11 protein-coding genes are annotated in these 12341 nt (G+C 65.7%); 4 read left to right on the plus strand and 7 right to left on the minus strand.

Translation table 11 applies throughout. The features are described from left to right. Position 1: 1 nt before the first annotated feature. From AABA84_RS06720 to AABA84_RS06750, 7 genes are all read right to left on the minus strand, one after another. Positions 2–1711 carry an FAD-dependent oxidoreductase gene (locus AABA84_RS06720; protein ID WP_338311670.1) on the minus strand — a complete coding sequence of 570 codons (1710 nt, stop codon included), beginning with the start codon at positions 1709–1711 and terminating at the stop codon, positions 2–4. A gap of 46 nt (positions 1712–1757) precedes the next feature. Then, positions 1758–2225 (minus strand): MarR family winged helix-turn-helix transcriptional regulator, encoded by a 468-nt coding sequence (locus tag AABA84_RS06725; protein ID WP_370126384.1) that lies wholly within the window; start codon positions 2223–2225, stop codon positions 1758–1760. Positions 2226–2413: 188 nt separating this feature from the next. Next, positions 2414–3361 carry an ABC transporter substrate-binding protein gene (locus tag AABA84_RS06730; RefSeq protein WP_212248616.1) on the minus strand — a complete coding sequence of 316 codons (948 nt, stop codon included), beginning with the start codon at positions 3359–3361 and terminating at the stop codon, positions 2414–2416. A gap of 87 nt (positions 3362–3448) precedes the next feature. Further along, entirely contained in the window at positions 3449–4489 is a 1041-nt protein-coding gene (locus AABA84_RS06735; RefSeq protein WP_212248615.1) for an ABC transporter permease subunit, read from the minus strand. Further along, a complete protein-coding gene (locus AABA84_RS06740) occupies positions 4482–6005 on the minus strand; it encodes a sugar ABC transporter ATP-binding protein (RefSeq protein WP_338311671.1) in 1524 nt (507 codons plus the stop codon). Before AABA84_RS06740 ends, AABA84_RS06735 begins: the two co-directional genes overlap by 8 nt. A gap of 130 nt (positions 6006–6135) precedes the next feature. Next, a complete protein-coding gene (gene xylB / locus AABA84_RS06745; protein ID WP_338311672.1) occupies positions 6136–7581 on the minus strand; it encodes a xylulokinase in 1446 nt (481 codons plus the stop codon). Between the two features lie 12 nt (positions 7582–7593). Further along, positions 7594–8517 (minus strand): LysR family transcriptional regulator, encoded by a 924-nt coding sequence (locus AABA84_RS06750; RefSeq protein ID WP_338311673.1) that lies wholly within the window; start codon positions 8515–8517, stop codon positions 7594–7596. 127 nt (positions 8518–8644) lie between these two features. Between AABA84_RS06750 and AABA84_RS06755 the strand changes: the two genes are divergently transcribed. Genes AABA84_RS06755 through AABA84_RS06770 form a run of 4 tightly spaced genes read left to right on the plus strand, consistent with a single transcriptional unit; the run spans position 8645 to position 12340 of the window. Then, positions 8645–8968 carry a Dabb family protein gene (locus tag AABA84_RS06755; RefSeq protein WP_212248611.1) on the plus strand — a complete coding sequence of 108 codons (324 nt, stop codon included), beginning with the start codon at positions 8645–8647 and terminating at the stop codon, positions 8966–8968. Continuing rightward, positions 8965–10044 (plus strand): maleylacetate reductase, encoded by a 1080-nt coding sequence (locus AABA84_RS06760; protein ID WP_338311674.1) that lies wholly within the window; start codon positions 8965–8967, stop codon positions 10042–10044. Before AABA84_RS06755 ends, AABA84_RS06760 begins: the two co-directional genes overlap by 4 nt. Positions 10045–10048: 4 nt before the next feature. Continuing rightward, positions 10049–11416: an amidohydrolase family protein gene (locus AABA84_RS06765; RefSeq protein ID WP_338311675.1), complete on the plus strand. Its 1368-nt coding sequence runs from the start codon at positions 10049–10051 to the stop codon at positions 11414–11416. Positions 11417–11437: 21 nt separating this feature from the next. After that, positions 11438–12340 (plus strand): NAD(P)-dependent oxidoreductase, encoded by a 903-nt coding sequence (locus AABA84_RS06770; RefSeq protein ID WP_338311676.1) that lies wholly within the window; start codon positions 11438–11440, stop codon positions 12338–12340. The last annotated feature ends 1 nt before the right edge of the window (position 12341 follow it).

Consider the following 12341-nt stretch of genomic DNA (forward strand, 5'->3'; position numbering starts at 1 on the left):
ATCAGCTTGCCAGCCGCGCACTGTCGCTTGCGCTGCGTCCGAGCGCGCGGGCAAGGACGCGCCCGATCGCTCCAGCCTGCGACGCGCCGCCGCGCCAGGCCACGATCTGGTCGGGACGGATCAAGGCGAGGTCGGTCCCATAGATTTCGCGCAAGGATGCCGGCAGCGTGACCAGCTTCAAATCGACCCCGAGCGCGCGGACGGCGTCGGTGACCGCGGCGGGCGCCGACGCGACCTCACCGAACTGGAGCAACGTCCATTCGAAGCCGAACAGGTCGTACAAGGACACCCCGTCGTCCAGCCACGCATGCGGTGCGCGGCCACCGGGGCAGGCGCTGGGAACGTAGACGTTTGCGGCATCGGGCGGTGGTTCGGTGCCATCGGAGACGATGATCGGCGAGCCGTCGTACCGTCCGCCGAAGGTGACACCGGGGATGTTGAATTCGGCACGGGCGTGCTGCTCGAGATAAATGCCCGCCGTCCGCCGCGCCTCGCTGCCCTCGTCGGTGGCGTCCTCGATGTCAGGCGCCGGCGCGAACAGACCAAGGGAGTCGGCAAAGCGCCGCGCATAGTCGGTGTTGCGCAGCGCCACCGGACGCCGCTCGACCTCGTAGCTGTCGAGCAGCGTCGCCGGGCTCAGACCCTTGACGACGCTTGCGAGCTTCCAGCCGAGATTGACCGCATCCTCGATCGCGGTGTTGTAGCCGAGCCCGCCGGTCGGCGTGAACAGATGCGCGGCGTCGCCGCCGAGGAACACCCTGCCCCGTTGCATGCCGTCCGCCACCAGCGCGTGACCGGCGGTCCAGGTCAGGAAGGACAGCACCTCGCAATCGATCGGCGCGCCGCACGCGCGCTGGAACGCGGCCTTGGCCTCGTTGATCGTGATCGCACTTTCGTCCTCGCCCGGCCGAAGCTGCGTGTGAAACGCGAATTCGTCACGCCCGTTCACCGAGGCCATGAAGGCGCGGCGATCCCCGTTGAAGCAATTGTACATCCACGCCTTGGCGTGCGGGATGCTCGCGTAGAACTCCGGCGAGCGGAGATAGACCGCCAGCATGCGGCCGCCCATGAAGTCACGCTGCGTTCCGGTCTCGCCGCCATAGACAATGCCGAGCGACTGGCGGACTTGCGAGCGCGGCCCGTCCGCTCCGACCAGGAAGTCGGCCCGGACCTGAAAACGGTTGCCGTCCTCAAGACATTCGATCTCGCCGACGATGCCGTCATCGCTTTCGACGTAGCCGATCAGCCGGTGGCCATAGTTCAGCTTGATGCCGGCAAGCCGTTCGGCATGGCGGCGCAGCACAGCCTCGACATATTTCTGCGAGACCCGGTGCGGCAGCTCCGCCGCGCTCCAGGAGCCCGACATGCCCTTGATCAGCTCGCCCGCGCGTGACGATGACGGCAGGGCAAACCGCGCCAGCTCGTAGCCGGCATAGCGGGTGAAGTACGCAACGTCGGTCGGGTAGTCCGCAGGCAGACCTTCGCGCCTGATCTCGTCGGCAAAACCAAGCCGCCGATAGTGCTCCATCGAGCGCGCCTGCGTCGCATTGGCTTGCGGGTTGAACGCGGTCCCCGGCTTCTCGTCGACCAGGATCGCGGACACACCGCGCCGGCCGAGCTCGTTGGCCAGCATCAGCCCGCAGGGCCCCCCGCCCACGATGAGCACCGCGGCCGTCAGACGTGTTTCCAAGACGCTTCTCCCTACCAGCATTATCTTGCATGGTAAGGAAACCTGACGATATCGTCAAGTAGCCTGACTAATCGACATCCTCGAGCGTGTCGAACCTCTCGCCATAGACCGCCAGTCCCTTCAGGATCGCGTCCATCGTGGCCTTGCCGAGCTCGGCGCGCATCTCCTGCTCGGCGATGTCCACGGCATCGCGGAACGCATCCAGCCATTTGCGCCCGGCGGGCGTGAACATGACGATGCGCGCGCGCCGGTCGGTCGGGTCGGCGATGCGATTGACGAGGCCGAGCTCGGCGCATTGATCGACCAGCTCGCCCATCGCCTGCTTGCTCATGGAGGCGCGGCGGGCAAGCTCGGTGAGCCTCGTCCCCTCGACGTCGAGATTGCGGGTGAGGCTGACATGCGCGATGCGCGTCTCGTCGTGCCCCTTCTCGCTCATCAATTCGAGCACGCGGCCTTCGAAGCGCCGCACGGCGTTGTTGAGCAGGCGACCGATATTGGCATGCCGCCACGCGGTGCCGGATGTGGCGCCGGATATCCTGGATTTCACGAGATCTGCTTCCGATTCGACTGATCGAGATTGCGCGAGGCTAACACAAGAGGCAGCCCGCGCGCTCATACGGCAGATCAGCACGTGCATTGGCGGCTATCGCACCACGGGCGGCGTGGTTTCAAAACGCCGCCCGCCATCCCCCGTTTCAAGCGCTGCCGGTAAGGGACGGCATCTTACTGAGAGCGATCCGAGGTCCAGCCCTTGTACTCGGCGACATTGTCCCTGGTCACGAGCTTGGACGGCAGCAGCTCGACGGTCGAGGCCGGCTTCTGGCCATTGAGAATGCCGACACCGACCTGCACGGCCCGCCGGGCCATGAAGAACGGGTCCTGCGAAGCCGAGGCGTGGATCTGCGGCGACTGCGGATCTTTCAGCGCGGCTTCGATATCGGGCGCGCCGTCGACCGCGGTGATGACGATGCCGCTGCGGTTCTGCTGGCGCGCCGCAAGGTCGGTGCCGATCGCCTGCGGATCGTTGATGGCGAAGATGGCGTCGATCTTGGGGAAGCGCGTCAGATAACCCTGCGCGACGGTGAGGCCACCTTCGCGCGAGCCTTTGCCGTCCTGGTCGTTGGACAACACCTTGATGCCGGCGTTCTTCGAGAAAACGTTCTTGCAGCCGACGACGCGGTCGATCACGGCGGAGACCTGCGGCCCGTTCTCGATGATGACGTCGCCCTTGCCGCCCAATTTGTCGACGATGTACTGGCAGGAGATCTCGCCGGCCTGCACGTTGTTGGTGGTCACGGTGGCATCGGCGCCTTCGGCCGCGGTGTCGACCGCGACGACGACGATGCCCGCGGCCTGCGCCTTCTTGATCGCCGGCCCGATCGCCTTGGGATCGCCGGGGTTGAGCAGGATCAGGTCGACGCCGGCGGCAATGAAATTGTCGATCTGGGTGACCTGCTTGCCGAGGTCGTATTCGAAGCCGACTGCCGTGATCTTCACATTGGGATTGGTCTTCTTCGCCTCGAACTCGGCGCCCTTCGACAGCGCGACGAAGAACGGATTGCCCATCGATCCCAGCGAGACGCCGATCGACTTGAGCTCCTTGGCGAAGGATGGCGCGGCGCTGAGGGCAAGCGCCGTCGCGGCGCCGGCGAGCATGATCGTCTTCAACATGGACTTCCTCCCTGGTCTGTCTTCGTCCCCGGCGCGGCAGACCAGTTGCCGCAACGGAACCTCGCATTCACGTTCTGGCAGAGCCCTTCAAGTTCTGGCGGAGCCCTGCAGCCGGTAGCGATCGAGCGCCACGGCGCCGATGATCACCAGGCCCTTGATGACATATTGCCAGATGTCGGAAACGCCGACGAGGATCAGGCCGTTCGACAGCACGGCGATGATCAGCGCACCGACCAGCGTGCCCCAGATCGAGCCGATGCCGCCGACGAAGGAGGTGCCGCCCAGGATCACGGCGGTGATCGCGTCGAGCTCGTAGGACTGGCCGAGCTGCAGGCCGTTGGCCGCATAGAGCCGCGCCGCCTGCATGGCGCCGCCGAGCCCCGCGAAAAGCCCGGAGACGCCGTAGACGAAGATCAGCACGCCCCAGACCTTGATGCCGGCAAGCCGCGCCGCGCTTTCATTGCCGCCCACCGCGTAGATGTGCACGCCGAGCACGGTCCGGCGCAGCACCAGCCACGAAATGAAGATGACAAAGAGGGCGATCACCGAGAGCCATGGGATCGACGCAACGCCAGGGATGAGGGTCAGTGAGCCGTTGCCGATGAAGGCATAGGGAATGGACGGATTGAACACGGTGGTGTCGGCGCCGAGCAGTCGCGCCAGGCCCCGTACCGCGGTGAGCGAGCCGAGCGTGACGATGAAGGGCGGCAGGCGGAGCAGCGCGATCAGCGCGCCGTTGACGATGCCGAAGCCGAGGCCCGTGAGCAGCGCGGCCGGCAGCCACAGCATTCCGAGCTCCGGCAGCTTGGAGAGCGTCAGCCCGGCCATGGCGGAGGCCGCCAGGATCGAGCCGACCGAAAGGTCGATGCCGCCGGTGAGGATGACGAAGGTCATGCCCGCGGCGAGCACGGTGTTCACCGCGGCCTGCTGCAGCACGATGCCGAGATTTTGTCCGGTGAAGAAGCGGCCCTCGGACAGCATGTGGAAGCCGATGCAGAGAATGAGCAGCACCGGCAGCATGCCGAGAGCGCTGATCAGCACCCTCACCCGCTGGCGCTTTGACTCTGCGGCGGCACCGTTGGTCGTCGCCGGTGCGGGCTTGGCCTGCGAGGCACCATTGTCAGGCATCGAGATGCTCCATCCCCGTGGCAAGCGCCATGATGTCTTCCTGGTTCAACGGCGCCGTCTCGGTTCGCCGGACCTCGCCTGCAACCAGTCCCGACCGCATCACGACGACGCGGTCACAGATGCCGATGATCTCGGGCAGGTCGGACGAGATGACGAGGATCGCGGTGCCGGCTTTGGCAAGATTGTCGATGATCGAATAGATCTCGGATTTGGCGCCGACGTCGACGCCGCGCGTCGGCTCGTCGAGGATCAGCACCTTTGGCGCAATGGCAAGAAGCCGCGACAACAGCAGCTTCTGCTGATTGCCGCCGGACAGGCCGCCGGCTGGGACGCCGACATTGGCGGCGCGGATGCTGAGCCCTGCGAAGGCCCGATCGGCGCGCTCGCGTGCCTTATCGCGATCCAGGAACCAGCCGAGCTTCGCATCGCGGCTGAGGACCGCGAGGTTGATGTTGTCCAGACATGACATGTCGAGAAACAGACCGAGCGCCTTGCGGTCCTCGGTCAGATAGGCGATGCCGGCCTCGAGCGCCTCACCCGGCGTGCGGATCTCGACCGGCCGTCCCTCCAGTTCGAGACGTCCCGACGTCTTGTGCGCCGCGCCGATGATGAGATGCGCAAGCTCGGTACGACCGGCGCCGATCAGGCCGGCGAGACCAACCACCTCACCCGCGTGCACGGTCAGCGAGCAGCCCTTGACGCGCAGGCCATCGGCCATGTCGATCGCGGCGAGCACGGGATGGCCGCGTCCCGCCTCGGGATCATGGTCCTTCTTGTAGAACGATGAGACGTCGCGCCCGACCATCAGCCGCACGATGGTGTCCGCACGGATCTCGGGCTTGTCGAGCGAGCCGACCAGCCGGCCGTCGCGCAGCACGGTGACGCGGTCGCCGAGCGCGTAGACCTCGTCCATGCGATGCGAGATGTAGATGATGGCGAGGCCCTCGGCGCGCAGCTGGCGGATCAGCGCGAACAGCCGTGCGCTCTCGCCGGCCGACAGCGCCGTGGTCGGCTCGTCCATGATCAGGATCTTTGATCTCGCGTGCAGCGCACGCGCGATCTCGACCAATTGCCGCTGCCCCATGGACAGATGCGCCACCAGCGTCGACGGCAGGAAGTCCGCACCGAGCCGCTTCAGGATGGGACCGACGGCCTCGCGCATAGCGCCGCGCGCCAGCAAGCCTGTCCGCGACATCTCTCGCCCCAGATAGATATTCTCGGCAACACTGAGATTGGGGGCAAGCGACAGCTCCTGATAGATGATCGAGATGCCTGCCGCGCGGCCGCCGAGCGGACCTTCGATCCGTACCGGCTGTCCTTCGATGCGGATCTCGCCGCCGGGATCAGGCCGATAGGCGCCCGACAGGATCTTCATCAGCGTCGACTTGCCGGCGCCGTTCTCACCCATCAAGGCATGGATTTCGCCAGCATAGACGGTGAGATCGACGGCACGCAGCGCCTTGATGCCGAAGAAGGATTTTGAGACCCCGCGCATCTCGAGGATCGGATCGTTCATCGTGCCTCCCGGCGCACAATGCGTTTCCCACCCGCGTCTCAATCATTCTGTCAGCGCGGCTTGCGCATTAAACAAAAGGCCGCGGCACAGGGCAATACCGAACAGGCGGGAACGCAGCATCGCAGCGGCGCTAGTGGCGCGGACGATACAGTTCGCGCCAGGCGGGAAGCCGCTCGGCATAAGCATCAGTCAGCCCGGTGTCAGGTTCGAACGTCTCGATGCGCTGCGGCCGGGTGCACACGGTGGCGATCGCCTCACCGGTGACAGCAAGTCGCCCCAATCTCGCCGCACCGAACGCGGCGCCGGTCTCACCTCCGGCGAAGCGGTGGATCGGAACATTCAGCACGTTCGCCAGCACCGAGAGCCAGAAGCCGGACCGTGAACCACCACCAATGGCATCGGCTTCCGTAATCACAATGCCAGCATCGGCGAGCGCGTCGCGGCAATCGGCCAGTGCAAAGGCAACGCCCTCGAGCACCGACTGCACGATCGCCGCGCGGTCGGTGCCATGGCTTAGACCATCGAGCATGCCGCGCACGGCGGGATCGTCGTGCGGCGTCCGCTCGCCGGCGAGATAAGGCAGGAAGCTCACGGGCGATGGTGCCTGCGGGCGCGATCCAAGTGGTGCCAGCAACTCGGCCTCGCTGACGCCGAACAGGCGCGCGGCCCAGGCGAGGCAGGAGGCAGCCGACAGGATCGCGCCGGCCTGAATCCACATGCCGGGAATGGCGTGACAGAACGTATGCACCGCGCGGTCCGGGTTCGCAGCGATTGTGCTGGTCGGTGCCAGCAGGGCACCCGAGGTTCCCAAAGATACGAACGCGGTTCCCGGCTGGATCGCACCGATGCCGACGGCGCCCGCCGGATTGTCGCCAGCGCCACCCGCGATCACCGGCTGCCTCACCATGCCCCAGCGCCGCGCGAGTTCGCTGCGCAATGTTGTTGCTGGCGCGCATCCCTCGACCAGGCGCGGCGTGTGATCGCGCGACAGGCCGGTCGCGGCCAAGGCCTCGTCCGACCAGTCCCGGCGTGCGACGTCGAGCCATAGGGATCCCGATGCATCCGAGGCGTCCTCGATGGCTTCGCCTGATAACACCAGGCGCAGATAGGCCTTCGGCAGCAGAACGAGTCTCGTCGCTGCAAAGATCTCAGGTTCGTGCGTCGCAACCCAGAGCAGTTTCGGCGCGGTGAATCCAGCCATCGCCTTGTTGCCCGTCACCGCACGCAAGGCCGGCCAGCGGTGCTCCAGAATGCGACACTCGGCGGCGGCGCGTCCGTCGTTCCAGAGGATGCAGGGCCGCAGCGGCCTCAAGCTCGCATCGAGCAGCGTGGCGCCATGCATCTGACCGGACAGCCCAATGCCCTTGACCGCCGCCAGCTCTTTTCCATGCGACGTCTTCAGGGCATCGAGCGTGGCGAAGGTCGCCTCGATCCATTGCGCGGGGTCCTGCTCGGAATAACCCGATTGCGGCGAGGTGATCGTCAGCGGCCGGCTTTCGCTTGCAATCACGCACTGGGCAGCGTCGACGAGAACGGTCTTGACTGCGGAGGTGCCGAGATCGATGCCGAGATACATGACTGCTTCCGCTCACTTCGCCGCGTCGATCCAGATCCCCGGCTCGGAATGCTCGCGGATGTGGCTGACCAGGAAGTCGGAAAACACCCTGATCTTGGCGGGCAGCCGGACGCGGTTTTGATAGGCGATGTTCATGGTGAGCAGCGGAAGCTGCCAATCCCTCAGGACGGGCACCAGCCGGCCGGCCGCGATGTCGCTCTGCACGATGTAAAGCGGCTGGATCAGGATGCCGAGCCCCGCGCGTGCCGCACCGCAGATGATCTGGCCATCATTGCTGTCGAGCGTCGGCGCGATCCGCACCGTCTGCGTCGTGCTGCCCTGGCTGAGTCGCAGCGAATAGGGATCGTTGGCGAGATTGTAGATCAGCATGTTGTGGCGGGCGAGATCGGCAGGGTGCTCCGGCCGCCCATGCTTCTCCAGATATGACGGCGCCGCCGCGAGCACGCGGTGCATCTGACCGATGCGGCGGACGATGATGTTGGAATCCGGCTCGTGCTCGCGCGTGCGGATCGCCACGTCGATGCCGGCCTCGATGAAGTCCAGGTAGCGGTTTGCGCTGATGATCTGCACGCTGAGATCAGGATACAGCGCGCGGAAGGCGGGCAACATCGGCGCGAGATAGATCATCGCAAAGGACAGCGAGCTCGTCACGCGCAGCATACCCTTCGGCGACAGCGCGCGGTCGGAGACGGCATCCTCGGCTTCGGCGAACTCGTTCAACAATGTGCTGCAGCGCTGCAGGAGCTCCTGCCCTGCCTCCGTCAGCCACTGCCGACGCGTGTTGCGTTCGATCAGCCGGACTGCGAGCCGCTCCTCCAGCGCGCTGAGGTGGCGGCTGGCGGCCGCATTCGACATCCGCAGGATTTCGGCGGCCTTGGACAGGCTGCCGAGCTCAGCCGTTTTGGCGAAGACTTCGAGTTGAAGCAGCCGGTCCATTTTTGCGAAAACCGGTCCATTTTTGCGAAAACAGGAAAAGAGACTTACAAATTTTGGCCTTTATTTCCGTTTTCTGCAAGTCAAAATGGCCTCAACAGAGCATAATCGCAGGCGAGGAAATCAGGAAATGTCGGGCCCGATCAGGCACATCGTGATGTGGCGGCTGCGCGGGGAGACCCCCGAGGAGCGCTCCGCCGCGCGGGTCAAGGTCAAGACCCTGTTCGAGGGCCTCAAGGGCCGGATCGACGGCCTCACCCATATCGAGGTCGGCGTGGACGTCAGCGCGGTCGACTACGCCTGCGACGTGGTTCTGTTCTCCGAATTCACCGACCAGGCCGCGCTCAGCGCCTATGCCAACCATCCGGAACATCTGCGCGTGCGTGAGGCCCTTGGCGACTTGCGGATCGGGCGGTTCCAGGTCGATTATCCCATCAAAGAGACCGGCGCATGATCGGTTCATTCACCTTTGAAAACCTGCCCTGCCGCGTCGTGTTCGGCAGCGGCACGTTGGCCAGCGCCAAGGCCGAGGTCGAGCGGCTCGGCGGCACGCGCGCGCTGGTGCTGACGACGCCGCAGCAGGAGGCGCAAGGCAAGAGCCTGGGCGCAGCGCTCGGCGCGCTCTATGCCGGCATCTTTCCCGGCGCCACCATGCATACGCCGGTCGATGTCACCGAGCGTGCGCTCGCGGCCATGAAGGCGTGCGAAGCTGACTGCGTCGTCTCGCTCGGCGGCGGCTCGACCACCGGCCTCGGCAAGGCGCTCGCCTTGCGCACCGGCGTCAACCAGCTCTGCATTCCCACCACCTATGCCGGCTCGGAGATGACGCCGATCGTCGGCCAGACTGAGAACGGCCTGAAGACCACGGTGCGCGATGCGGCAATACTGCCCGAGACTGTGATCTACGATGTCGACCTCACCCTGACGCTGCCGGCGAGCCTGGCTGCGACATCGGGCATCAACGCGATCGCCCATGCGGTGGAGGCGCTCTATGCGCGCGACACCAATCCTGTGACATCGCTGATGGCGGAAGAAGGCATCCGCGCGCTGGCACGCGCGCTGCCCGCGATTGCCGCCAGAAGCGACGACCGCGAGGCCCGCAGCGAAGCGCTCTACGGCGCCTGGCTCTGCGGCGTCTGCCTCGGCACCGTCGGCATGGCGCTGCATCACAAGCTGTGTCACACGCTCGGCGGCACTTTTGATCTGCCGCATGCCGAGACCCACACCATCGTGCTGCCGCATGCGCTGGCCTACAATGCCCCCGCGGTGCCCGATGCGATGGCGCGCATCGCGCGGGCGATCGGCGCGGCCGATGCATCGCAGGGGCTTTATGACCTCGCCAAGCGGTTGGGTGCGAAGATGGCGCTCCGCGATGTCGGCATGCCCGAGAGCGGCATCAACACGGCCGCCGATCTCGCCGTCACCAACGCCTACTGGAATCCGCGGCCGCTCGAGCGCAACGCCATCCGCGACCTGATTGCGCGCGCCTGGGCTGGCGAGCCGCCGGGCGCGTTCAGAGCTACGGCTTAAGGCGATGCGGCGCACGCTGATCAGATCCGCGACCGTCATCAGTATGGATGACACGATCGGCGATCTCGCGACCTGCGACGTGCTGGTCGAGGGCAGCCGGATCGCCGACGTGCGTCCATCGATCGACCTCGGAAGCGGCGAAGCAGAGATCATTGATGGAACGGGACGCATCGTCATCCCCGGCCTGATCAATGCGCATATGCACACCTGGCAGACGGGCTTGCGCGGCTTCGCCGCGAACTGGACGCTGCTGGAGTATTTCCGCCGCATGCATGCCGGGCTCGCCACCGTGTTCCGGCCCGAGGATATCCACATCGCAACCCTCGTCGGCGCGCTGAACCAGATCAATTGCGGCACCACCACACTGGTCGACTGGTGTCACAACAATCCGACGCCTGATCATACCGACGCTGCGGTGCGCGGCCTGATCGAGAGCGGCATCCGCGCCGCCTTCTTTCATGGCTCACCAAAACCGGAGCCGAAGCCGGGCGAGCCGCATTTCTCGGAAGTGCCGCATCCGCGCCGCGAGGTCGAGCGGCTGCTCGCGGGCCCCCTTGCCGACCGCGACGGCCTGGTCACGCTGGGCCTGGCGATCCTTGGTCCGCATTACTCGACGCTCGACGTCGCCATGCACGATTTCCGCCTGGCGCGGGAGCTGAAGCTGATCGCATCGATGCATCAGGGCGGCGGCCCGGCCAAGACGCCCGGTGGCTGGGAGAAGCTGATCGAGGCCGGCCTCGTCGGCGCCGGCATCAACATCGTTCATGGCAACGACCTGCCCGATGATCTGCTCGATCGTCTCGTCGATCTCGGTGTGTCCTTCTCCGTGACGCCCGAGAACGAGATGATCCAGGGCCACGGTTTTCCGATCACCGGGCGGCTGCTCAAGCGTGGTGTTCGGCCTACCATTGGGATCGATCTGGAATCCATGTTGGCCGGCGATCTCTTCTCCGCGGCGCGTGTCGCGCTCTCGATGCAGCGGGCGCTCGACAATGCGGAATCGCGTCAAGTGAACGGCGCCATTCCGGCGACGACCACGATCCCCGTGCGCGAGGCGCTGCGCTGGATCACGACCGAAGGCGCCCGCATGCTCGGCCGGGAGCACCAGATCGGCTCGCTGACCCCGGGCAAGCTCGCCGACCTCGTCATCATCAACGCCTCCGATCTCAATCTTGTCCCGGTGCACGATCCCGTTGCGACCGTGGTGATGCAGACGAGCCTCGCCAACATCGAGGCGGTCATGATCGGCGGCGCCTGGAAGAAGCGGAATGGCCGGTTACTGGTCGAAGGGCTGGACACGAAGAAAGAGCTGCTGGCGCAATCCGGCCGGCGGCTGGTGCAGGACATCGAACGACAGGGACGCGCCGCCTGAGGCGGCCTGCGAACAACAACAATGACAGACACCTCGAAAAACGTCGCTTTCATCGGGATCGGCAAGATGGGCTTGCCGATGTCGGTGCTCGTCGCCAAGGCCGGATACGCCGTCACCGCGTTCGACCAGAGCGTGGCGCGGCTCAATGAGGCACGCGCACAAGCGATTTCGATCGCCGCCTCGCCCGCCGAGGCCGTGAGCGGCAAGGCGGCCATCGTCACGTCCTTGCCAGATGACGCTGCCCTGCGCGGTGCGCTGCTCGGCTCCACTGGCCTCATCGCGGCGATGGCGCCCGGAGCTGTCCTGATCGAGACCAGCACTGTGAGCGTTGAGGCTTCCACAGAAGTCGCAGCTGCCTCCCAGGCGCGGGGTGTTGCGTATCTTCGTTCGCCGGTCTCCGGCAATGCCAGCATCGTCCACACGGGGGCGCTGACCTGCTTCGTCTCGGGACCGAAGGAGGCCTTCGAGAACGCGAAGCCGCTGTTCGCTGCCTTCACCCGCGCCCAGACCTATCTCGGACCTCAAGAGGAAGCGCGCTACGCAAAGCTCGCGGTCAATCTGATGATCGCGGTGTCGGCGGCCATGATGGCGGAGAGCCTGGCGCTGGCGCGCAAGGGCGGCATTGCCTGGCAGGACATCCTGAAGGTGCTCGACGACAGCGCGGTGGCCTCGCCGATGGTGAAGTATAAGACCGCGCCGCTGCGCAACCGCAATTTCGAGTCCACCTTCTCCTGCAAGCAGATGGCCAAGGATCTCGACCTGATACTCGGCGCGGGCCACGCCGTTGGCGTACCGCTTCAGCTCGCCGCGCAAGTGCGCGAGACCTATGGATCTCTGGTCGCGCAAGGCGACGGCGACACCGACTTCATCGCGACCGTCAAGCATCTCGAACGGCTGTCCGGCCTCGGCGAACCCAAACTCTGAT

This window comes from Bradyrhizobium sp. TM239 (assembly GCF_036247985.1).
Lineage (GTDB): Bacteria > Pseudomonadota > Alphaproteobacteria > Rhizobiales > Xanthobacteraceae > Bradyrhizobium > Bradyrhizobium ottawaense.

Bases quoted from the DNA above. Each gene is read 5' to 3' on its own strand.
- AABA84_RS06720 (WP_338311670.1), bottom strand. From the start codon at position 1,711: ATGCTGGTAGGGAGAAGCGTCTTGGAAACACGTCTGACGGCCGCGGTG.
- AABA84_RS06730 (WP_212248616.1), bottom strand. From the start codon at position 3,361: ATGTTGAAGACGATCATGCTCGCCGGCGCCGCGACGGCGCTTGCCCTC.
- AABA84_RS06735 (WP_212248615.1), bottom strand. From the start codon at position 4,489: ATGCCTGACAATGGTGCCTCGCAGGCCAAGCCCGCACCGGCGACGACC.
- AABA84_RS06740 (WP_338311671.1), bottom strand. From the start codon at position 6,005: ATGAACGATCCGATCCTCGAGATGCGCGGGGTCTCAAAATCCTTCTTC.
- xylB (WP_338311672.1), bottom strand. From the start codon at position 7,581: ATGTATCTCGGCATCGATCTCGGCACCTCCGCAGTCAAGACCGTTCTC.
- AABA84_RS06750 (WP_338311673.1), bottom strand. From the start codon at position 8,517: ATGGACCGGCTGCTTCAACTCGAAGTCTTCGCCAAAACGGCTGAGCTC.
- AABA84_RS06755 (WP_212248611.1), top strand. From the start codon at position 8,645: ATGTCGGGCCCGATCAGGCACATCGTGATGTGGCGGCTGCGCGGGGAG.
- AABA84_RS06760 (WP_338311674.1), top strand. From the start codon at position 8,965: ATGATCGGTTCATTCACCTTTGAAAACCTGCCCTGCCGCGTCGTGTTC.
- AABA84_RS06765 (WP_338311675.1), top strand. From the start codon at position 10,049: ATGCGGCGCACGCTGATCAGATCCGCGACCGTCATCAGTATGGATGAC.
- AABA84_RS06770 (WP_338311676.1), top strand. From the start codon at position 11,438: ATGACAGACACCTCGAAAAACGTCGCTTTCATCGGGATCGGCAAGATG.